19 protein-coding genes are annotated in these 20,830 nt (G+C 63.7%); 10 read left to right on the top strand and 9 right to left on the bottom strand.

From position 1 onward, the window contains the following. Positions 1–30: 30 nt before the first annotated feature. On the bottom strand, positions 31–996 hold the full coding sequence (locus JAB8_RS02095; RefSeq protein ID WP_070288215.1) for an NAD-dependent epimerase/dehydratase family protein: 966 nt from the start codon (positions 994–996) through the stop codon (positions 31–33). A 20-nt stretch (positions 997–1,016) separates the two neighbouring features. After that, positions 1,017–2,243, bottom strand: a complete 1,227-nt coding sequence (gene kbl / locus JAB8_RS02090; protein ID WP_070218655.1) for a glycine C-acetyltransferase — start codon at positions 2,241–2,243, stop codon at positions 1,017–1,019. A gap of 222 nt (positions 2,244–2,465) precedes the next feature. Between kbl and JAB8_RS02085 the strand changes: the two genes are divergently transcribed. The 6 genes from JAB8_RS02085 to JAB8_RS02060 all read left to right on the top strand — a co-directional run bounded on the left by JAB8_RS02085 (position 2,466) and on the right by JAB8_RS02060 (position 8,348). Next, positions 2,466–3,041: an XRE family transcriptional regulator gene (locus JAB8_RS02085; protein WP_070218654.1), complete on the top strand. Its 576-nt coding sequence runs from the start codon at positions 2,466–2,468 to the stop codon at positions 3,039–3,041. 169 nt (positions 3,042–3,210) lie between these two features. Next, positions 3,211–4,137, top strand: a complete 927-nt coding sequence (locus JAB8_RS02080) for an STM4015 family protein (protein ID WP_070288214.1) — start codon at positions 3,211–3,213, stop codon at positions 4,135–4,137. Between the two features lie 15 nt (positions 4,138–4,152). Further along, entirely contained in the window at positions 4,153–5,241 is a 1,089-nt protein-coding gene (locus JAB8_RS02075; RefSeq protein WP_083287530.1) for an STM4014 family protein, read from the top strand. Then, a complete protein-coding gene (locus tag JAB8_RS02070) occupies positions 5,234–6,091 on the top strand; it encodes an STM4013/SEN3800 family hydrolase (protein WP_070288213.1) in 858 nt (285 codons plus the stop codon). The genes JAB8_RS02075 and JAB8_RS02070 overlap by 8 nt, the downstream gene beginning before the upstream one ends. Then, the gene (locus JAB8_RS02065) at positions 6,088–7,467 is read left to right on the top strand and encodes an STM4012 family radical SAM protein (protein ID WP_217494179.1); all 1,380 of its coding nucleotides are present in this window, start codon (positions 6,088–6,090) and stop codon (positions 7,465–7,467) included. The genes JAB8_RS02070 and JAB8_RS02065 overlap by 4 nt, the downstream gene beginning before the upstream one ends. Continuing rightward, positions 7,461–8,348 carry an STM4011 family radical SAM protein gene (locus JAB8_RS02060; RefSeq protein WP_083287529.1) on the top strand — a complete coding sequence of 296 codons (888 nt, stop codon included), beginning with the start codon at positions 7,461–7,463 and terminating at the stop codon, positions 8,346–8,348. Before JAB8_RS02065 ends, JAB8_RS02060 begins: the two co-directional genes overlap by 7 nt. A 93-nt stretch (positions 8,349–8,441) precedes the next feature. On the opposite strand, the gene JAB8_RS02055 is transcribed toward JAB8_RS02060, so the two are convergent. Further along, positions 8,442–10,637, bottom strand: coding sequence for a prolyl oligopeptidase family serine peptidase (locus tag JAB8_RS02055; RefSeq protein ID WP_139142904.1), 2,196 nt, complete (start codon positions 10,635–10,637; stop codon positions 8,442–8,444). A gap of 410 nt (positions 10,638–11,047) precedes the next feature. Between JAB8_RS02055 and JAB8_RS02050 the strand changes: the two genes are divergently transcribed. Next, complete coding sequence (locus JAB8_RS02050; protein WP_070288212.1) at positions 11,048–12,835, top strand: GGDEF domain-containing protein; 1,788 nt, start codon at positions 11,048–11,050, stop codon at positions 12,833–12,835. Between the two features lie 18 nt (positions 12,836–12,853). Here JAB8_RS02050 and JAB8_RS02045 read toward each other — a convergent pair whose 3' ends face one another. The 5 genes from JAB8_RS02045 to JAB8_RS02025 all read right to left on the bottom strand — a co-directional run bounded on the left by JAB8_RS02045 (position 12,854) and on the right by JAB8_RS02025 (position 17,436). Beyond that, on the bottom strand, positions 12,854–13,297 hold the full coding sequence (locus JAB8_RS02045) for a DUF6386 family protein (protein ID WP_070288211.1): 444 nt from the start codon (positions 13,295–13,297) through the stop codon (positions 12,854–12,856). After that, positions 13,294–13,770 carry a DUF4262 domain-containing protein gene (locus JAB8_RS02040; protein ID WP_070288210.1) on the bottom strand — a complete coding sequence of 159 codons (477 nt, stop codon included), beginning with the start codon at positions 13,768–13,770 and terminating at the stop codon, positions 13,294–13,296. Before JAB8_RS02040 ends, JAB8_RS02045 begins: the two co-directional genes overlap by 4 nt. A 101-nt stretch (positions 13,771–13,871) precedes the next feature. Continuing rightward, entirely contained in the window at positions 13,872–15,260 is a 1,389-nt protein-coding gene (locus JAB8_RS02035; RefSeq protein WP_070288530.1) for an SEL1-like repeat protein, read from the bottom strand. 176 nt (positions 15,261–15,436) lie between these two features. Beyond that, positions 15,437–16,066: a 3'-5' exonuclease gene (locus JAB8_RS02030; protein ID WP_175445144.1), complete on the bottom strand. Its 630-nt coding sequence runs from the start codon at positions 16,064–16,066 to the stop codon at positions 15,437–15,439. 119 nt (positions 16,067–16,185) lie between these two features. Then, the gene (locus JAB8_RS02025; protein ID WP_070288209.1) at positions 16,186–17,436 is read right to left on the bottom strand and encodes an Hsp70 family protein; all 1,251 of its coding nucleotides are present in this window, start codon (positions 17,434–17,436) and stop codon (positions 16,186–16,188) included. Between the two features lie 445 nt (positions 17,437–17,881). Here JAB8_RS02025 and JAB8_RS02020 point away from each other — a divergent pair, with 445 nt between their 5' ends. Beyond that, positions 17,882–18,907 carry a LacI family DNA-binding transcriptional regulator gene (locus JAB8_RS02020; RefSeq protein ID WP_254679421.1) on the top strand — a complete coding sequence of 342 codons (1,026 nt, stop codon included), beginning with the start codon at positions 17,882–17,884 and terminating at the stop codon, positions 18,905–18,907. Positions 18,908–19,072: 165 nt separating this feature from the next. On the opposite strand, the gene JAB8_RS02015 is transcribed toward JAB8_RS02020, so the two are convergent. Next, on the bottom strand, positions 19,073–19,492 hold the full coding sequence (locus JAB8_RS02015; protein WP_070218647.1) for a YidB family protein: 420 nt from the start codon (positions 19,490–19,492) through the stop codon (positions 19,073–19,075). 262 nt (positions 19,493–19,754) lie between these two features. Between JAB8_RS02015 and JAB8_RS02010 the strand changes: the two genes are divergently transcribed. Next, positions 19,755–19,967 (top strand): hypothetical protein, encoded by a 213-nt coding sequence (locus JAB8_RS02010; RefSeq protein ID WP_034751103.1) that lies wholly within the window; start codon positions 19,755–19,757, stop codon positions 19,965–19,967. A 103-nt stretch (positions 19,968–20,070) separates the two neighbouring features. Continuing rightward, positions 20,071–20,778 (top strand): hypothetical protein, encoded by a 708-nt coding sequence (locus JAB8_RS02005; RefSeq protein WP_070288208.1) that lies wholly within the window; start codon positions 20,071–20,073, stop codon positions 20,776–20,778. Positions 20,779–20,830: the final 52 nt, after the last annotated feature.

Raw genomic sequence — 20,830 nt, 5'->3', positions numbered from 1 at the left:
AGTATGTTTTTATAAATGCCGGTGCTGAATTCAGGCCGCCTTGGCCGCCTGCCCCGCATCGACATTGGCCAGCATGTCGGTGACCATCTGCTCGACGCCGATCTGCGCCTTCCAGCCCCAGTCGGCGCTGGCCTTGCTGTCGTCCAGGCTTTGCGGCCAGCTGTCGGCGATGGCCTGGCGGCTGTCCGGCTTGTAGCTGATCTTGAAGTCGGGCACCATGCGCACGATGGCCTTCGCCAGCTGCTCGGGGTTGAACGACACGCCGGCCACATTGTAGGACGAGCGGATCTTGATCGATGCCGCCGGCGCGTCCATCAGTTCGATGGTGGCGCGGATCGCGTCGGGCATGTAGATCATCGGCAAGGTGGTGTTCGCATCGAGGAAGCAGTCATAGCGCTCGCCGCGCAAGGCCGCATGGAAGATGGCGATCGCGTAATCGGTGGTGCCGCCGCCCGGAGGCGACTTGTAGCTGATGATGCCAGGGTAGCGGATGCTGCGCACGTCCACGCCATACTTGTTGAAGTAGTATTCGCACAGGCGCTCGCCGGCCAGCTTGCTGATGCCGTACATCGACGTCGGGTCCATCACCGTCATTTGCGGCGTGTTCACTTGCGGCGTGTTCGGGCCGAAGGCGGCGATCGACGATGGCCAGAAGATGCGCAGCGGCTTGCCCGCCTCGCCCCGCTCGCGCGCCAGTTCCAGGATATTGAGCAAGCCATCCATGTTCAGGCTCCACGCCTTCAGCGGCGCCGCTTCGCCCGTGGCCGACAGCATGGCCGCCAGCTGGTACACCTGGGTGATGTTCTCGTCGGCGATGATCTTCGCCAGGCCGTCCTTGTCCAGCACGTTCAGCTGCGCGTAGCGCCTGGCCTGGTACAGATTGTTCGTGCCGATGTCGCTGGCGATGACGTTGTCCGCGCCGTGCTGCTGCGCCAGCGCGCCCACCAGTTCACTACCGATTTGGCCGTTTGCGCCAATGACTAAGATGCGTTCCATGCTATTTTCCTGAATTCTTGTTAATTGGTCGTGGTCGTGGTGGTCAGCAGACCGAGTTCCTTGCCGGCCTGCTCGAAGGCGGCCAGCACCTGCACCAGCTGCTCGCGGGTATGCGCGGCGGACAGCTGCACACGGACACGGGCCTGGCCCATCGGCACGACCGGGTAGAAGAAGCCCGTCACCAGCACGCCCAGTTCATACAGGCGGGCGGCGAATTTCTGTGCCACGGGCGCGTCGAACAGCATCACGGGAACTACCGGATGGGTGCCCGGCTTGATGGTAAATCCGATGCGCTCGATCTCGCTGCGGAAGAACGCCGTGTTGTCATGCAGGCGGTCGCGCAGTTCCGTCGACTTGGCCAGGCGCTCCAGCACAGACAGCGAAGCGCCGGCGATCGATGGCGCCAGGGTGTTCGAGAACAGGTAAGGACGCGATTTCTGGCGCAGGGTGTCGATGACTTCCTTGCGCGCCGAGGTAAAGCCGCCCATGGCGCCGCCCAGGGCCTTGCCCAGGGTGCCCGTGATGATGTCGATGCGGCCCATCACATTGTGGTGCTCGTGCGTGCCGCGGCCCGTCGCGCCCATGAAGCCGGAAGCGTGGCATTCGTCGATCATCACCAGCGCGCCGTACTTGTCGGCCAGGTCGCAGATCTTGTCGAGTTGCGCAATCGTGCCGTCCATCGAGAACACGCCGTCCGTGACGATGACTTTATGGCGCTTGCCGGCGGCAATCGCCGCCTGCAGCTGCACTTCCAGGTCGGCCATGTCGTTGTGCGCATAGCGGTAGCGCCCGGCCTTGCACAGGCGGATGCCGTCGATGATGGAAGCGTGGTTCAGCGCGTCCGAGATGATGGCGTCGTTTTCATCGAACAGGGGCTCGAATACGCCGCCGTTGGCGTCGAAGGCAGCCGCATACAAGATCGTGTCCTCGGTGCCCAGAAAGGCGGAAATCGCCTGCTCCAGCTCTTTATGCACGGTTTGCGTGCCGCAGATAAAACGCACGGATGACAGGCCGTAGCCGTATTTTTGCGTGGCGGCAATAGATGCTTCCTGCGTCTGCAGGTCGCCGGACAGGCCCAGGTAGTTGTTTGCACACATATTGATCAGGGTACGGCCATCGTCGCACACCACTTCAGCGCCCTGGCGCGAGGCGATCACGCGCTCGGGCTTGTACAAGCCCTGCTGGCGCAGTTGATCGAGATTCTGTTGCAGACCGCTGAAAAAGGTGTTCTTCGCTTGCTCGCTCATGATATTCCTTGTGTCCCTGATGTATGCGTGTGGTGTGCGTGTGGTTTCAGCCGCCATAGGGAAAAAGCCGCCGCTTGACCGGTGCGCGCACAATGCTGTACCGTGAAGCGCTGTTTGAAGTCTACACGTTTCCATGTTTTTCTTCAAAATCCACTATTTCGAACTGAAATTCAATATAGTGGATATTACCCAAGCCTTTTGAACTTTGCAAGCCACCTGCCGATGAAAACCAGCGTTTCGACCAATTCTCCCCCTGAAGTGGGTGCCACCCTGCAACGGCTGCGCCTGGCGCGCGGCCTGACACTCGAGGATTTGTCGCGCATCGCGGGCGTGTCGAAGTCCATGCTGTCGCAGATCGAGCGCGAAAAAGCCAATCCCACCATCGCCATTACGTGGCGCCTGGCCAACGCCCTGGGCGTGCAGATCGGCGAATTGCTGTCGAGCGCGGAAAAAGCCGTGGAAACCATCCGCATCACGGATGCCCACGAAACCCCCACCCTGCCCGGCGACCACGCGGGCTACGTGCTGCGCATCCTGGGGCCGATGGAACTGGCCGGCAAATACGAGTGGTATGAAGTGACCCTGGCGCCCGGTGGCGAACTGGCGTCGCAGCCGCACGACCCGGGCACCACCGAGCATTTGACGGTCATCCACGGCAACCTGGAACTGGAAGTGGGCGCGGCGAAGAAAAAGGTCAAGAATGGCGGCACGGCTCGCTATCCGGCGGACCAGCCGCATACGATACGCAACCTGGGCAAGACCGAGGGCAAGGCTTTGCTGGTGGTGATCCATCGATAAGGCACGCCAGCAGTGCGCAATATGTCCATATGGCTATGCTAAGATTTTAGTATAGACAAGATTTCCAGGCCTGGATGTCTTCGCAGAGCGTCGCGGCACATCCCGGCTCGTCCCTCCGCCACACTGCGCGCGGCATCCAGGCCTCCACCGCCTACACGGAGCCACAGCGATGACCATTTCCGACAGCACCACCACCTTCCACAACAAGACAGTCGTCCAGTACGACCCCGACCTGCCGTTCGATGCGTCACCGGGCATCGTCTACCGCCTGTCGCTCGAATACGACGACAAGCGCAAGATGGACGAGCTGATCGCCGGCTTCCTCGACAAAGCCGACAAGGGCGCGCTCGAAGCGCTGATCATCGGCATGTGGGGCGACCCGTACGAATCGGGCGCCGACGAAGTGATGGCCGCGCTGATCGCCCACGCGCCGCAGCTGCCGAAGCTGCGCGCCCTGTTCATCGGCGACATGACTTACGAGGAATGCGAAATCTCGTGGATCGTGCAAGGCAGTTACAAGCCCCTGCTGGACGCCTTCCCGCTGCTGGAAGAATTGCGCATCCGTGGCGGCAATGAGCTCGTCATCGAGCCGTTCGCGCACCAGCACCTGCGCCGCTTCACCATCGAAGCGGGCGGCCTCGATCAAAAGATCGCCGAAGCGCTGGCCCAATCGAGCATGCCGCAGCTGGAACACCTGGAGCTGTGGCTGGGCACGGACGACTATGGCTTCTCGGGCGACGTGGACCTGTACCGCAAGGTGCTGGCGCAGCTGACCGTGCCGACCCTGCGCTACCTGGGCTTGCGCGACGCGGAAATCGCCGACGACCTGGCCGTCTGGCTGGCCGAGGAACCGCTGGTGGCGCAGCTCGACACGCTGGACCTGTCGCTGGGCACCATCGGCGACCTGGGCGCCGTGGCCGTGCTCAATCACACGCAGCTGGGGAACCTGAAGCGCCTGGACCTGTCGCACCATTACATTTCCGAGGAAAACCAGGCGAAACTGAAGGCGCTGCCTTTCGAGGTGGTGCTGGACGACCCGCAGGAAGCGGACGAGGACGACGGCGAAAGCTACCGCTACGTGGCCGTGGGCGAATAAGCGGAGCTTCGCCCTTTGCACACGCAACTCACCCTGCTGGCGACACAGGGCAGCAAGCGCGTGCGCCTGATGCAGGCGGCGCGCGCGCAACTGCGCCTGCCGCCCGCGCAAGTGCTGGAATGGCGCGACTGGCTGGCGCAGCCGGTGCTGCTCGATGTTGCACTGAGCCAGCCAGGCTTGCTGAAAATCGAACCGCCCGGCGACGATCCCGCCGCCCACCGGCTGTTGCTGCAGGCAGGCTGCAGGCTGCTGGAGCGTCCGCCGGTCGCTGCGCCCGAACACGGCGAACTGCTGGCCATGGATGCGTGGTTTGCCGGTTTTACGGCGGCCATGGCGGCCCTGGCGGCGCAATTGCTTGAGCTGCCGCACACGCGCGTATTCAATGCGCCGTCCGACATCAGCCGCATGACGGACAAGCTGGCATGCCAGCGCCACCTGGCCGCGCACGGCGTGCCGATACCTGACTTGCTGGGACCAGTGCACGGCTACGAGCATCTGCAGGCGCTGCTGCACCAGCATGACCTGGACCGCGTCTACCTGAAACCGCGCTACGGCTCGTCCGCATCGGGCGTCGTCGCCTACCGGCGCAACCGGGCCGGGCGCCAGCAAGCCACCACCTCGGCCGCCTTGCAGCATGGGGACGGCGCGGCGCGCCTGTTCAACGTCAAGCGCATGGCGCGCTACGAGACGACCGCCGACATCGCCGCCCTCGTCGACGCGCTGGCCGCGCAGGAGCTGTACGCGGAAGGGTGGCTGAACAAGCCCCGCTGCGGCGACAGCCATTACGACCTGAGAGTCGTGACCGTGGCGGGCCAGCCAGCGCACCGCGTGGCGCGCATCGGACAGCAGATGATGACGAATCTGCACCTCGACAACCGGCGCGGCGACGCGTCCGGCCTCTTGAACGCAGCCGATCTGGCCGCGCTGGAAGACACCGCCGCCCTGGCCGCGCGCGCCTTCCCCGCCAGCCACGTGACGGGCTACGACCTGGTCGTGCGCCACGGCCAGGCCCATGTGCTGGAAGCGAACGCCTTCGGCGACCTGCTGCCCGGCCTGCTCTGGCAAGGCATCGATACTTACACGGCACAACTGGCCCATGCTTAAAGAAACACCGATCATCCCCGACATGCACGCCGTCGTCGGCAGCCACGACATCGTCTTCCTCACGCTCGACACCCTGCGCTTTGACGTGGCGCAAGCCCTGTACGAGGCGGGCGAATTGCCCGTGCTGGGGCGTTTTTTAGCACCGGGCGGCTGGGAACGGCGCCACTCGCCCGCCACGTTCACCTACGCGGCGCACCAGGCCTTCTTCGCGGGCTTTCTGCCCACGCCGGCCGCGCCGGGCCGCCACCCGCGTCTGTTGGCCAGTGCTTTTGCGGGCAGCGAAACGACGTCGCCGCACACGTTGGCCTTCGAAGAGGCCGACCTTCCCGCCGCGCTGGCCGCGCGCGGCTACCGCACCATCTGCATCGGCGGCGTGGGTTTCTTTAACAAACAGACGGCGCTGGGCTCCGTGCTGCCCTCGCTGTTCCAGGAAAGCCACTGGAGCGCGGGCATGGGCGTGGCCAGCCGCCATTCGACGCAAAAGCAGGTGGCGCTGGCGACCCAGCTGCTGGCGCAAAACGATCAACGCACTTTTTTGTTCATCAACGTGGCCGCGCTGCATACGCCGAACCGCGCCTACCTGCCCGGCTGCCGCGCCGACAACCTCGACAGCCATGCTGCCGCCCTGCGCTATGTGGACGGGGCACTGGCGCCGCTGTTCGCCGCCTGCGCCGCGCGCGCGCCCACGTTCGCCATCGTCTGCTCGGACCACGGCAGCGCGTATGGCGAAGACGGCTACCGGGGCCACAGGATCGCCCACGACAGCGTGTGGAACGTGCCGTATGCGCACTTTTTTATTCAACCAGATACGGCCGCCTCAACGCCGCCACCCCAGGAGTCCCCACCGTGAACCCATCCGAACAGCCGGGCACCCTGGCGCAGCGCATGCGCCACACGCCCTACCAGGCATATTCCTATTCGTATCCGCACAAGGCGGCCTACCGCGCCTTGCCGCAGGCCGCGCCCCTGGCACCGCTGTGGGCGCAGCAGGACCGTTCCGCCCTCTTCGCCTACATCCACATCCCGTTCTGCGAGATGCGCTGCGGCTTTTGCAATCTGTTCGCCATGGCCCGCCCAAGCGCCGACATGGTCGAGCGCTACGTGCAGCAAGTGCTGGTGCAGATGCGCGCACTCAACGGCGCACTGGGCGAACGGCGCTTCGCCCGCTTCGCGCTGGGCGGCGGCACGCCCACCTATCTGTCGCCCGCGCAGCTGGGCACCCTGCTGTGCGGCGCGCGCGACATCCTCGGCATCGACCTGCAGCACACGCCGGCCGGCATCGAAGCGTCGCCCGAAACCATCACGGCGGAACGGCTGGCCGTGTGCCGCGCGCATGGCATCGACCGGGTCAGCCTGGGCATCCAGAGCTTTGCCGCAGGCGAAATGCGCGCGCTGGCCCGTCCGCAGCAAAACGCCACCGTCCATCACGCCATCGGTCTGATACGCGCGGCCGGTTTTCCCACCCTGAACCTGGATCTGATCTACGGCATCGCGGGGCAAACCGTCGCCAGCCTGCTGGCCTCCATCGACAGCGCGCTGGCCTTCCGGCCCGAAGAGCTCTATCTGTATCCGCTGTATGTGCGCGAACAGACGGGTCTCGGCAAGGTAGCGCGCCGCCAGGGCGCGCAGTCGCTCAACCCCATCATGCTGGCGCGCGATGGCGACAGCCGTCTGGCCCTGTACGCGGCCGCGCGCGACCATTTGCGCGCGCAGGGCTATGAGCAGGTCTCGATGCGCATGTTCCGCGCCCCCCATGCGCCGGAACAGAATGGTCCTTCGTACTGCTGCCAGAACGACGGCATGGTGGGCCTGGGCGCGGGCGCCCGCTCCTACACGTCGCGCCTACATTATTCGAGCGAATACGCGGTGGCGCGGCTTGACACCATCAACATCATCGACAACTACCTGGCGCTCGACGAGGCGCGCTTCGCGCAGGCCGAACACGGTTACCAGCTCGATGACGAAGAACAGCGCCGGCGCTACGTGATCCAGTCGCTGCTGACGGAGCCGGGCCTCGACCGCGACGCCTACGCGGCGCGCTTCGGCTCCCGCTGCGAAGCAGATTTGCCGCAGCTGGTCGAGCTGCACGCGCTGGAGTTGGTGGAAGAAGAAGGCCCGCTGCTGCGCCTGAATGACCGGGGCTACAGCTACGCCGACACCATCGGCCCCTGGCTGGCGTCCGATACGGTGCGCGCGCTGATGGCCGAAGGCGGCCAGACGTGCTGACAACGCAGCCTGGCGCTTTGTCCCTGCTGTACCGGGGCACGCTGGCCAGCTGCAATTACGCCTGCGGCTACTGCCCGTTCGCCAAGAAGCGCGACAGCCGCGCCGCGCTGGCCCGCGATGCGCGCGAAGTGGCGCGTTTTACCGGCTGGTTGGCGCAGCAGACGCGCCCCATCGGCGTGCTGTTCACGCCTTGGGGCGAGGCGCTGGTGCGGCGCCACTACCGGAGCGCGATGCAAACCCTGGCCAGCCTGCCGCACGTACGGCAAGTGGCGCTGCAGACGAATCTGTCCGGCCCCCTGGACTGGCTGGAGAACATGGACGGGCTGGAAAAGGTCGGCCTGTGGTGCACCTACCACCCGGACCAGACGACCTTGTCCCGCTTTCTCGCCCGCTGCGCGAAGCTCGATGCCATGGGCGTGCGCTACTCCGTCGGCGTCGTCGCCATGAACGAGCACCTGGACGCCATCCGCGCCCTGCGCGCGGCGCTGCCCGCCCACATCTACCTGTGGCTGAACGCCTACGACCGGCGTGGCCCCGGCTACTACAGCGAACAAGACCTGGCCGAACTGGACGCCGTCGACCCGTGGTTTGCGCAAAACCGCCGCCCGTCTCCCTCACGCGGCAAACCGTGCCTGGCGGGCGAAGCGTCGCTGTCCGTCGATGGCGACGGCGAACTGGCGCGCTGCCACTTCGTGCCCGAGCGGCTGGGGAATTTATATGAGGATGACCTGGCCGACATGCTGCAGGAACGCAGCTGTCCGCGTTTCAAGTGCGATTGCTACATCGGCTATGCGCAGCGCAAGGATTTGCCGTTTCAGGCGGTGTTTGGGGAGGGGGTGCTGGCGAGGATTACGGAAGCAGGCCAGCGTAGGTCGGATTAGCGGCGGCACGCCGCGTAATCCGACATCGTGCTGACATGACAGGTGGTGTCGGATTACGCACGGCGATGCCGCGCTAATCCGACCTACCCGGTTTTACTGTGCCGCCACCTTGGCCGGCTCCACCACTGCCGGCGTCATCTTCAACGAACGGCTGAGGAAGCCCCAACGGTCGGCCACTTCTTCGATCTGCTTGGTCGTCGGCTTGCCGGCGCCGTGGCCCGCCTTGCTGTCGATGCGGATCAGCACGGGTGCCGGGCCGCCTTGCGCTGCCTGGGCCGCGGCGGCGAACTTGAAGCTGTGGGCAGGCACGACGCGGTCGTCGTGGTCGGCCGTGGTGATCATGGTAGCCGGATAGCAGCCGCCCGCCTTCAGGTTGTGCAGCGGCGAGTATTTCACGAGCGCCTTGAACTGTTCGGCATCGTCCGACGAACCGTAGTCAGGTACCCAGCCCCAGCCCACGGTGAACTTGTGGAAACGCAACATGTCGAGCACGCCGACCTGCGGAATCGCTGCGGCGAACAGGTCGGGACGCTGCGTCATGGCCGCGCCGACCAGCAGGCCGCCATTGCTGCCGCCGCCGATCGCCAGCTTCGATGGCGAGGTGACCTTGTTGTCCACCAGCCATTGCGCCGCGCCAATAAAGTCGTCGAACACGTTTTGCTTGTTCAGCTTGGTGCCAGCCTGGTGCCAGGCTTCGCCGTACTCTCCGCCGCCGCGCAGGTTGGCCATCACGTAGACACCGCCCATTTCTACCCAGGCAAGATTCGCCACGGAGAAGCTCGGCGTCAGTGAAATATTGAAGCCGCCATAACCGTACAGGTAGGTCGGATTCGTGCCATCGAGCTTCATGCCTTTTTTCGAGACGATGAACATCGGCACCTTGGTACCGTCGCGGCTGGTGAAGAATTGCTGGCGCGTTTCAAAGGCGTTCGGGTCGAAATCGACCTTCGGCTGGCGGTACACCGTGCTCTTGCCCGACTTCATGTCGTAGCGATAGATGGTCGCCGGCGTCGTGAAGCTGGTAAACGAGTAGAACGTTTCCGTGTCGCCACGCTTGCCCGCAAAACCGCCGGCCGAACCGATGCCCGGCAAAGCCACTTCGCGCACCAGCTTGCCTTTCAGATCGACGATCTTGATTTGCGTTTGCGCATCTTTCAAGTAATCGAGCACCAGCTGGTTGTTGATCAGGTTGACGGCGACCAGGGTTTCCGCCGCCTGCGGCACGATCTCTTTCCAGTCGGCAGGCGCGGGTTTGCGCGTATCGATGGCGATCACGCGCGATTTCGGCGCCTTGTTGTCCGTCTTGAAGAAGAAGACGGGGCCGTCATTGTCGATGAACGAGTACGATGCGTCGAACTCTTCCAGCAAGCCCACCACCTTGGCATTCTTCTGGCGCAAGTCCTTGTAAAAGACGCGGTTCTTGCGTTCCGTGCCCTGCGTGGCCGTGATGATCAGGTAATTGCCGTCATCGCTGACGGTGCTGCCGCCAAACGCCCATTCCTTCTGGTCGGGACGGTCGAAGACGAGCACGTCGTCGCTTTGCGGCGTGCCGATCTTGTGGAAATACAGTTTCTGGAAATAATTGATATCGGCCAGCTTGGTCGCTTCGTTCGGCGCGTCATAGCGGCTGTAGAAGAAACCGGTGTTGTCCTTGGTCCACGAAGCGCCCGAGAACTTGGCCCACTTGATGTGGTCCGTCAAATCCTTGCCCGATTCGATGTCGCGCACTTTCCACTCGTTCCAGTCGGAACCGGACGCGGACGTGGCGTAGGCCAGGTACTTGCCGTTCGGGCTGATCGAGGTGCCGGCCAGCGCCACCGTGCCATCGGTGGACAGGGTGTTCGGGTCCAGCAGCAGGCGCGGTTCGTCCGTCAGCTTTTTCACCGTGTACAGCACGGCCTGGTTCTGCAAGCCGTCGTTGCGGCTGTAGAAGTAGCGGCCGCCCTGCTTCGTTGGCGTAGAGAAACGCTCATAATTCCACAGCTTGGTCAGGCGCTGCTTGATCGCCGCGCGCTCGGGGATGGTGCCCAGGTACGACTGCGTCAGCTTGTTTTGCGCCGTGACCCACTCGCCCGTTTCCGCGCTGTTGGCGTCTTCCAGCCAGCGGTACGGATCAGCGATGGTGGTGCCGAAATAGCTGTCTTGCTGATCGACTTTTTTGCTGACCGGATACGTCACGGGAGCGCCGTCGCCGGCCGGGCACGATGGCATCGCGGCGTTTTGCGCCAGGGCATTGCCACCGAAAGCGGCCAGCAAGCTGAATATGAGGGTTGCACTACGTAATTGCATGGGTTGTTGTCTCATTGTTGGATGTCGAGGAAAGCAAGCCGCACACTCACCGCGGCTGCCCATGTTGACTTTCGCCAAGAGAAATCATAGCGCGGATTGCCACTTTTAAAGCACAGTTATCCGATGGATTTGCCGTCTTTTGTTTGGCAAATTTACATGGATCGCCATGATAAATCTCGCTTTCGGCGGAATCGGCAAACTGACGTTCATACAAGAAACATTATCAAAAGCAAAGTCGTTTCATCAAGCTGTCATAAAACTTCTTTACTATCGGCAACATGTTCATGGCCCGTCCAGAGGCCGTGCCGCCACGTCCGCCTATGTACACTCTCGCCCTCCCCTCCGCCACCGCCGCGCCGGCCCCCGCGACGCCATCGAACGTGGCTTACCTGAAGCCCCCATCGGCCAGCATGACCATCGAAGGGACGGATGCCTTGCACGAGATCCTGGCGGGCCGCAAGCTCAGCGCGCTGTTCCAGCCCATCATCCACATGCACAGCGGCGACATCATCGGCTACGAAGGCTTGATACGGGGTCCGTCCGACAGCCCGCTGCACGCGCCGATGAATCTGTTCAAGGTGGCGCGCGCGCACGACCTGACCCTCGAAGTAGAACACCTGTGCCGCCAAGTCGTGCTTGAACGCTTCGCCGAACTGCAGTTGCCAGGAAAACTGTTTCTCAATGTCAGTCCCGAATGCCTGCTGCTGCGCAATGCCCGCCATGGCGAAACCCTCGAATATATCGAGCACATCGGCATCAACCCGGACCGTGTCATCATCGAACTGACGGAAAACCAGCCCACGTATGACTACGAGCTGATGCGCGAAGCGGTGCTGCACTACCGCAACATGGGTTTCCAGATCGCCATCGACGACCTGGGCGAAGGCTTTTCCAGCCTGCGCCTGTGGTCGGAACTGCGCCCTGAATATGTGAAGATCGACATGCATTTCATCCAGGGCATCAACAACGACCCCGTGAAACTGCAGTTCGTGCGCTCAATCCAGGAAATCGCGGAAAAATCGGGCACCCTGGTGATCGCCGAAGGCATCGAGGCGCAGACGGAATTGCTGGTCTTGCGCGACCTGGGCGTGGCGTTCGGGCAAGGCTACCACCTGGGCCGGCCCAACGCGGTGCCGGCGCGCGCGCTGCCCGCCGAAGTGGTGCAGGCGCTGGGGCGCAATGGCGTGGCCGTGTATCCGCAACGCAGCAGCCTGGAAAAGAACGGCGCCAGCATCCGCAAGCTGCTGAACAAGGTGGCGGCCGTCTCGCCGCAGTTCAATAATAACGAGGTCTACGACATCTTCCTGAAAGAACCGAAGCTGATGATCATCCCCGTCGTCGACGACGGCGTGCCGCTGGGCCTGATCAGCCGCTTCGAAATGATCGACCACTTCGCCCGCCCCTACCAGCGCGAACTGTACGGCAAGAAATCATGCAGCCTGTTCATGGATGCCACGCCCCTGATCGCCGACCACGAGACGAGCTTGCAAGAACTCAGCTACACCATGGTGCAGTCTGATGCTCACCACCTGTTCAACGGCTTCATCATTACCGAACACGGCCGCTACCTGGGCATGGGCACGGGCCACGACCTGATGCGCGAAATCACGCAGATGCAGATCAATGCGGCCCGGTACGCCAACCCGCTGACGCAACTGCCCGGCAACGTGCCCATCAACGAACATATCGACCGCTTATTGCACAGCGGCAGCCGCTTCTGGGTCTGCTATTGCGACCTCGACCACTTCAAGCCCTTCAACGATGTGTACGGCTACCGCAAGGGCGACGACGTGATCCAGCTGACGGGAGAAATTCTCAGCAGCCATTGCGACCCGAACCGCGACTTCATCGGCCACATCGGCGGCGACGATTTCATGATCCTGTTCCAGAGCGAAGACTGGGAAACGCGCTGCCAGGCCATGCTGGACGACTTCGCGGCCGCCATCCCCGCCTACTACAGCACCAGCGACTGCGAACGGGGCGGCTACATCAGCGAAGACCGGCAAGGCAAAAAAGTGTTTTATTCCTTGATCAGCCTGTCGCTGGGCGCGATCAAGGTCGAGGCGCACCAGTATTACACGCACCATCAGATCGCCACCCAGGCGGCGGAAGCGAAGAAACAGGCGAAGAAAATCCACGGCAACAGCCTGTTCCTGGACCGGCGGCAAGGCGCGGCCGTGGCCCGCATGGACGCCTAGCCAAGGTGCAACGGCGCATCAAATACGCACGAGGTCGGCAAACGCATTGCTGCTGCGCGCATCGGGCACGAATGCCAGGCTGATGCGCGCGCCATCGCGGCGTGCCTGCACGCGGTAGCTGCCCACGGGCACGTCCACGAACAGGCCGCCGTATGCCGTGTCCGGTTCCAGGCCGCCGCCCGTGACGTCTTCCCCGGCGCCGATGAAGACGCGGCCCGAGGCCACAACCAGGTGCACGCTCGCATGCGGCTCGGCAAGTTCCCCGTGCAAAACCATGTCATACGCGCCGTCGCCGCCCACGTTGAAAAACGCCGCCTGCCCCGCATTCACGGCCGCCAGTTCCGCGCTGGGGAGGCTCCACCAGTCGCAGTCATCGTCGAGCTTGTGGCGCAGGAGGGCCGGGTCGAACACGCACAAGGTCGCCGTGCCGGTCAGAATGCGGACGGAGGTGCCTGCCGTCATGCGGCCAGCGGCGCCGGCCCCAACAGGGGCTGGCTCTCCACGTACTGCGCGCTCGCTTGCGCCTGCCACGGAAAATGGCCATCACGCGACGGCCAGACGATCTGGTACAAGGTAAAATCATCGCCCTGGTAATACCAGCGCGCATAGCCGACGTAGTTGCGGTATTGCTCGACGGGCACGCGCACGAAGGCGCAGGGATGGCCTTCGAGCAAGGCGTCCGTGGTGGCCGTGAAATCCGTGATGGCGCCGCTGCGCACGGCATCGAGCGCCACGTCGAGTATCTGGTGGGCCATGGCGCGCGGCAAGCCCATGATCAGCAATTCAGGCTGGCCGAAGCTGTGGCCGGCGCCTATCGTGAACGCATAGCCGGGCCCCTCTTCATCGGGACCGATATGGACGCCATGCCAGCCATGCGTGGCGATGTCGTCGATAACTTTTTGCTCGGATGCATCCTCACCTGCCTGCCTTACCATGCTCCACCTTTCACTTTGCCGAAAACCGCGCCGCCTTCGCGGCATGCTCTTGGGCAATTATCGCATGCAGCGCGCATCGCTGCGCGCACGGCGCCGGCGCGTCAGTCGACCGGCGGCAACGGCGGCGAGCGCACCTGATGCCATTGCCGCACGCGCTGCTGCGCCTCCTGCAGCTGCGCCGGCGCCAGCCTGGTGGCAGCCGCTTCCCTGGCCCTGACCGCCCCGCTATCGCCCCCCTCGGCCGCCAGCGCCAGCCACATATAGCCGCAGACGCGATCCTTCTCCACGCCGCGCCCGCCGTTGTACATGCCGCCCAGGTTGTACTGCGCCAGCGCATGGCCCTGGCCCGCCGCGCGCGCATACCAATGCACGGCCAGGCCATCGTCTTGCGGCACGCCATGACCATTCGCATACATGACGCCCAGGTTATTTTGCGCGCTGGCATCGCCCTGCTCGGCAGCCGTGCGGTACCAGCGCACGGCGCACACCTCGTCACGCTCCACGCCCTGGCCGTTGGCATACATCACGCCCAGGTTGAATTGCGCATTCGACGCGCCTTGGGCCGCCGCCTTCGCATACCAGTCCAGCGCCTGGCGCAAATCGCGGGCAACGCCGCGCCCGCCGGCAAACATGCCACCCAGATTGTATTGCGCCATGCAATGGCCTTGCAGGGCGGCACGCCTGTACCAGACGACGGCGCGCGCCTCGTCCTTGTCCACGCCCTGGCCGCGCGCCAGCATCAGGCCCAGGTTGAACTGGGCGTCGGCGTCATCCTGTTCAGCCGCCCGCTGCAGCCAGGCATAGGCGCGCAGCTGGTCGGGCGCCACGCCCAGGCCTTCCGCATATGCCACGCCGAGTTGCCGCTGCGCCACGGCCAAGCCCTGGGCGGCGGCCTGGCGGAACCAGGCCAGCGCCTGGGCATCGCTTTGCGCCACGCCTTGCCCGCGTTTGTAGACGAGCCCCAGGTTCAGCTGCGCCTGGGCATCGCCCTGCAAGGCCGCCTTGCGGAACCAGGCCAGGGCCAGCGCATCGTTTTTTTTCGCTCCCAGCCCCTGCGCATACGCTTCGCCCAGCAAGGATTGCGCACTGGCCACGCCCTGCTCGGAAGCGCGGTAGAACCACGCCAGGGCCAGCTCGTCGCTCTGCAGCACGCCGCGCCCCTTGCGGTACATCTGCCCCAGGTTTTGCTGGGCCGAGGCATCGCCCTGGGCAGCCGCGCGGCGAAACCACAGCACAGCGTCTGCATCGCTCTGCGCCACGCCGCGGCCGTGGTAATACAGGGCGCCCAGATGGTTCTGCGCGAAAGCCAGCCCTTGCAGCGCGGCCAGGCGCAGCCAGACAAAGGCGCGCGCATCGTCCTGCGCCACGCCTTCGCCCTTCTTGTACATCAATCCCAGATTGAACTGGGCGTACGCATTGCCCTGCTCGGCAGCCGTGCGGAACCAGATATATGCTTCGTGGCTATCTCTGGCAGTATGGTGCTTGTCCATGTGCGCCCCCATCCACATTGCGCTTGCCGGCAGCACGCGCAAAACGGCGGCCCAGGGCGGCGAAATCGTGTGTTGCTTAAATTTTAAATTCGATGCGGGCGAAGGACTTGAGCAGGCTCAAAGGAAATAACAAAATTATATCGTTTTGATGAGCCTGCTTAGACAGGCTAAGGCGCTCAGCGGCGCGATGGATGCTTTTGCAGGAATTGCGGCACCTTGGCGGCGGCCAGCTTGTTCAGCGACACCAGCAGGTCGGCATCGACATCGGCGATACCGTAGCTGCTGCGCAAGTGGCGGCCGATATGGATCAGCACTTGCGCCGCCACTTCCGCATCGGACTCGGCCCTGTGGGCGGCGCTCTTGAAGGCGATACCCAGCTGGCTCGACAGCAAGCCCAGCTTGTAGCTGGCCATGCCGGGAAACACGCGGCGCGACAGTTTCAAGGAACACACGAGCGACTGGTGCGCGGGCGTCAGGTTCAGCCTGGCGCTTTCGGCGCGCAGGAATTTTTCATCGAAGCTGGCATTGTGCGCCGACAAGGCGTCGCTGCCGATAAAGTCCAGTAATTGCGGCACCACCTCGGCCACGGGCGGCGCCTTGTCCACCATGGCCTGCGTGATGCCCGTCAAGCCTGTGATGAACGCGGGAATGCGCGCATGGCAATTGATTAAGGTCACATAGCGGTCCGTGATCCGCCCGCCCTCGATGCGCAGCGCCGCCACTTCCGTGATGCGTTCGCCCATGTCGGGCGACAAGCCGGTCGTCTCGAAGTCGATCATGACGATCGGTTTGTCAAACACATGCATGGGACGCTCTTTCGTGGGTGCAACAGTGGGTGTATCGATAAAATGCGCAAGGCAAGGCGCCGCGTCGCAGACAGTACACTAGTACGGCAAGACGCGGCAACGCCGCCATGCACATTTTATCAACCAAATTTACGTACCGCGTCCAGCGCGAGGCCCGCACCGATGCTGCCGAACAAATCGCCCTCGACCTTGCGCGCGGCCGGCACCAGGGCGGCGATCTTTTCGCGCAACAAGCGCACGCCGCTCGAGCCGCCCGTGAAGAACACGGTGTCGACGGCGTCCGGCGCCACGCCCGCGTCGCGCAGCAGCCGCAGCACGGTTTCTTCCACGGAGCCGCACAGGTGGCCGATGGCGTCGTCGAATTGCGTACGTTTGAGCAACAGGCTTTGCGCGGGCGACAAACGGTCCAGCTCCAGCTGTACTTCGGCCGCGTCGGACAGGGCGATCTTGCCCTCTTCCACTTTCATGGCCAGCCAGTGGCCGGCGCGCTCGTCGATCAGCGTTTGCAGCCGTTTCACTTTGTCTTGCTCGCGTGCATCGCGGCACACGTCGGCCAGCTGTACCCAGATCTTCTTCGTGTAGGCCAGGTTGATCGTGTGCCAGGTTGCCAGGTTGAAATAATAGCTGGACGGCACTTCGCTATTGTTGTGCAGGCGGCTGCCATAGCCGAGCAAGGGCATGACGGAGGACAGGCTCAGGTATTTATCGAAGTCCGTGCCGCCGATGTGCACGCCGCCCGTGGCGAGGATATCGTCGCGCCGTTCCATCTTTTTCGCCCGTTCCGGCGACAGGCGTACGAGCGAAAAGTCGGAAGTACCGCCGCCGATGTCGGCGATCAGCACCAGCTCTTCCTTGTCGATTTGCGACTCGTAGTCGAAGGCGGCGGCGATCGGCTCGAACTGGAAGGCGACGTCCTTGAAACCGACGGAGCGGGCCACTTCGGCCAGGGTATCCTGCGCCAGCTGGTCGGCCTGCGCATTATCGTCGATAAAGAAGACGGGACGGCCGAACACGGCGGACGTGAATTCGCGGCCGGCGGACTGCTCGGCACGGCGTTTCACTTCGCCGATGAATTGCGCCAGCAACATGCGGAACGGCAAGGCGCGGCCACCCACTTCCGTCTGGCCATCGATGAGGCTCGTGCCCAGCAAGCTTTTCAGCGAGCGCATCAGACGCCCCTCGTAACCGGCCAGATAGCCGGCCAGCGCCGCGCGGCCAAAACTGACTTCCTCGTCTTCCGCATTGAAGAAGACAACGGACGGTAAGGTCGTCTTGCCATCTTCCAGGCCAAGCATGGTGCTCTGCCCGGGACGCGCCCAGCCTACCGTGGAATTTGACGTGCCGAAATCGACGCCGCAAGCATTGGCCATGTCGACCCTTCCCTGAATAAAGGGGCGTTATGTTATCAGAAGGCAGGCCATTGCACCAGAAAAACCCGTTCAGCCCGGTGAACATCCCAAGCTTGCTTTGCATTCGGTACGGGCCCCACGCAAAAGCTCCTGTTGGAAAATTGATGCCGGGACCCGACGGGACGCCTCCGCCCCTATGGCAGCGGCCCCTGCGACCATGACCATGGAAGGGCATGGATACCACTTGCCATTCAATCAAATTATTTGCAACATGGATAAGAAAACAGTCTTGCCACATGGAAATATTTTCGCTATGCTCATTTTTCCCGCCCAGGCCGCCACAAGCGGCCGGGCCTGCAGGAATACTTTGAGACAGGTTGCTTGCCAGACCAATATGCGAAAAAAGAATACTGTAGCCCGGACACCCGGCACCACTGCCCGCGCCATACCCGGTGCCGGACGGCGCGTGACCTCGTATGACGTGGCCCTGCTGGCCGGCGTGTCGCAATCGGCCGTGTCGCGCTGCTTCAAGCCGGGCGCCAGCGTCTCGCCCGCCACGCATGCCAAGGTCATGCAGGCGGCCATCAGCCTCGACTACATTCCCAACGCGGCCGCGCGCAGCCTGATCACGCGGCGCTCGAATCTGGTGGCCGTCATCATTTCCAACCTGGCCAATCTGTACTATCCGCAAGTGTTGTCCGACCTGAGCCAGCAAATCGCCCGCCAGGGCAAGCGTTTATTGCTGTTTACCCTGGAGCGCGAAGCGGACATCGGCAAGGTCTTGAGCGACGTGTGGCAATACCAGGTCGATGGCGCCGTCGTGGCCGCCTGCCTGTCGGACGAGCAGATGGCCGAATTCGGCCGGCGCGACGTGCCGCTGGTGCTGTTCAACCGCAGCCCGCGCGAACACGCCGTGCACGCGGTGCTGTGCGACCAGGGCGAAGCGGCGCGCCTGCTCGTCTCGCGCTTGGCCGAGGCGGGCCACCGCCAGTTCGCCGTCATCGACGGCCCCGGCGACTCGGCCGTCGCGCAGGAGCGCAAGGCCGGCGTGCTGGACCGGCTGTTCACACTGGGCTTGCCCGCGCCCATCGTCGTCAGCGGCAACTACGATTACGCCAGCGGCGGCCATGGTTTGCGCAAAGTCATCGACCGCCTGGGACGCGTGCCGGACGCCGTCATTTGCGGCAACGACATCATGGCCATCGGCTGCCTGGACACGGCACGCCACCAGATGGGCATCCAGGTGCCGCTGCAAATGTCCGTGGCCGGCTTCGACGCGCTGGAAGCATCGGGCTGGCTCAGCTACGACATCACCACCCTGCGCCAGCCCGTGCAAAAGATGGCCGCCGATGCCGTCGCCATGCTGGGCGAGCTGATGGAGCGGCGCGGCGGCATCGCCGAGCGGCGCCGCTATTGTTCCTATCTGGTCGAGGGGAGTACGGCCAGGCTGACCGGCGCGCCTCCCCACTTCGGCATGATGGCCGCCGCCTGAAAAACGCCCATGGCGTTGTTGCCTGCCCCTCGCCGTACTCGCGTACTGTCTTCGGGGCGGCGCCTAGCCCTGGGCGTTTTTCAGACGTTCATAGTTCGCACACAAAACCTTGCACATAAAAAAACCTCGCATCGCTGCGAGGTTTTTTGTTGTGGCATTGGCTGCTCAACCGAAGATCTTGCCCTTGAGCATATTCAAGCCCTGGCTGACCAGGTCATTGCCTTCAGGTACTTGACCGTTCGGCGTCAGCTTGTCGATCAGCTGGGGCAGCAAGGCGGCCAGGCCGCCCGAGGCCGCGTCCGGGGCGACGCCCGCTTTTGCAGCGATCTCGGTGATCGTGTCGGCGCCCAGCGCATCCTTGATCTGATCGCCGGAGACGGGCGCATTGGCGCCGGTGCCGATCCAGCTGGCCACTTGGTCGCCCAGGCCGCTTTCCTGGAATTTCTGCAGCAGGCCGGGCAAACCGCCATGCTGGTTGACCAGGTCCATCACGCTGGCCATCAGTCCCGACGAGGCTTCGCCGTCCGCACCCTTGTTGCCCAAAGCGCTCATCGCCTGTCCTGCAAGTTGATCTAGCAAACTCATCGTATTCTCCTGAACGCTGTCAATTGGTGCCGCATACAGCGGCATCCGGTAAGGCCGGCGCATAGTCGCCGACACACGCAACAATTATACTATACATAATTCAAATGCTATAATTACAATTTAACAGGCGGAACAAAACCAGGCTCGGCCGCAGCCTCACCCACCTCCATCATATTTAGTTCGGCACAACATGCAAGCGTAAATTGACGAGTTACAAAACCGTGTAGAATTAATTTTCCTACTTACTGAGGAGTATCAACACATGAACATCAATAAAGCGGTAGACAAAGCCTACGAAAAAAAGACGTTCAAGGAAATTGCCGATGCCCCCGTCGATGCGCTGCAAGGCGTGAGCGAGAAGGATGCGGAACTGCTCAAGCAGGCGTTCAATATCAAGACCGTGCGCGATCTGGCGAACCTGAAATACTCGAAGTGGGCGCGCGCCATCGTCACCCTGGCCGATACGGAAGAATAAACCGGGCCATGCCGCAGGCATTCCCGTCAGCACGGCCCGCCCCAGCCGGCGGGCTTTTTTACGCCATGGCGGCTGGCAAGCCGGTCGCCGCGCGGAGGCGCGCTTGCCCACGCCGCTGACCCTGCCCGGCATCTGCTGGCCCCTGCAAGCGAGCACGGGCCATCTCGCCGTCACCACGCAGCACATCACCGGGCACTTTCGCGCCGGCGCGGGCTGCGATGCCATCGTGCTGTGCGACCTGCTGCCGGCTGGAAAATTTCGCAATGGCGCGGCGCGCCACTGGTGCCGCACGCACCAGTGCTACTGGGGCGCCAAGGCCGACCTGGCCGACTGGCAGGCGACGCGGCAGATGCGCTGCCGCCAGCACGCCAGCCCCATGGGCTATGTGCTGTATCCGGAACTGTTCGACCCCGGCCGCTTTCACGCCACCACCTTGCGCCTGTCCCCCGATGGCTTGCTGCAACTGCGCGCCCTGGCCAATGATGGCGGCAGCCTGCTGGCGCGCGACGCGGCCGCGCTGGCCATCGATTGCCGCGCCCTGCCCGGCCTGTTCCCGCCCGACATGGTCCAGCTGAACCTCACGCCGCCCGCCGCGCAAGCCTACGCCGCCGCCTTGCAGGCAGGCATGCCGCTGGACTGCAGCGACTGCGCCCGCTGCGGCCATCCGCACCTGGACCTGGGCAGCTTCGCGCTGGCGCCGCACCGCCGCCACAGCTGCGGCCATTGCGGCCATGACGCCTCGCACAGCGCCACGGCCATCGTCTCGACACCGCTGTGGCGCTTGCGCCAACACATCGCGCAATGCTTCTGAAGGTGCGCGCGCCCACAGTCAGCCTGGGCGCCTGCGCGTAGACTGGTCCCAT

The organism is Janthinobacterium sp. HH106 (genome assembly GCF_001758725.1).
In the GTDB taxonomy this organism is placed as follows: Bacteria; Pseudomonadota; Gammaproteobacteria; order Burkholderiales; family Burkholderiaceae_D; genus Janthinobacterium.
This window is presented reverse-complemented; position numbering and strand designations above follow the sequence as displayed.

Excerpts from the sequence above, each read along its gene's own strand:
- JAB8_RS02010 (WP_034751103.1), top strand. The coding sequence starts at position 19,755 with ATGAACATCAATAAAGCGGTAGACAAAGCCTACGAAAAAAAGACGTTC.
- JAB8_RS02030 (WP_175445144.1), bottom strand. The coding sequence starts at position 16,066 with ATGCATGTGTTTGACAAACCGATCGTCATGATCGACTTCGAGACGACC.
- JAB8_RS02035 (WP_070288530.1), bottom strand. The coding sequence starts at position 15,260 with ATGGACAAGCACCATACTGCCAGAGATAGCCACGAAGCATATATCTGG.
- kbl (WP_070218655.1), bottom strand. The coding sequence starts at position 2,243 with ATGAGCGAGCAAGCGAAGAACACCTTTTTCAGCGGTCTGCAACAGAAT.
- JAB8_RS02050 (WP_070288212.1), top strand. The coding sequence starts at position 11,048 with ATGACCATCGAAGGGACGGATGCCTTGCACGAGATCCTGGCGGGCCGC.
- JAB8_RS02025 (WP_070288209.1), bottom strand. The coding sequence starts at position 17,436 with ATGGCCAATGCTTGCGGCGTCGATTTCGGCACGTCAAATTCCACGGTA.
- JAB8_RS02070 (WP_070288213.1), top strand. The coding sequence starts at position 5,234 with ATGCTTAAAGAAACACCGATCATCCCCGACATGCACGCCGTCGTCGGC.
- JAB8_RS02040 (WP_070288210.1), bottom strand. The coding sequence starts at position 13,770 with ATGGTAAGGCAGGCAGGTGAGGATGCATCCGAGCAAAAAGTTATCGAC.
- JAB8_RS02015 (WP_070218647.1), bottom strand. The coding sequence starts at position 19,492 with ATGAGTTTGCTAGATCAACTTGCAGGACAGGCGATGAGCGCTTTGGGC.
- JAB8_RS02080 (WP_070288214.1), top strand. The coding sequence starts at position 3,211 with ATGACCATTTCCGACAGCACCACCACCTTCCACAACAAGACAGTCGTC.
- JAB8_RS02055 (WP_139142904.1), bottom strand. The coding sequence starts at position 10,637 with ATGCAATTACGTAGTGCAACCCTCATATTCAGCTTGCTGGCCGCTTTC.
- JAB8_RS02045 (WP_070288211.1), bottom strand. The coding sequence starts at position 13,297 with ATGACGGCAGGCACCTCCGTCCGCATTCTGACCGGCACGGCGACCTTG.
- JAB8_RS02085 (WP_070218654.1), top strand. The coding sequence starts at position 2,466 with ATGAAAACCAGCGTTTCGACCAATTCTCCCCCTGAAGTGGGTGCCACC.
- JAB8_RS02095 (WP_070288215.1), bottom strand. The coding sequence starts at position 996 with ATGGAACGCATCTTAGTCATTGGCGCAAACGGCCAAATCGGTAGTGAA.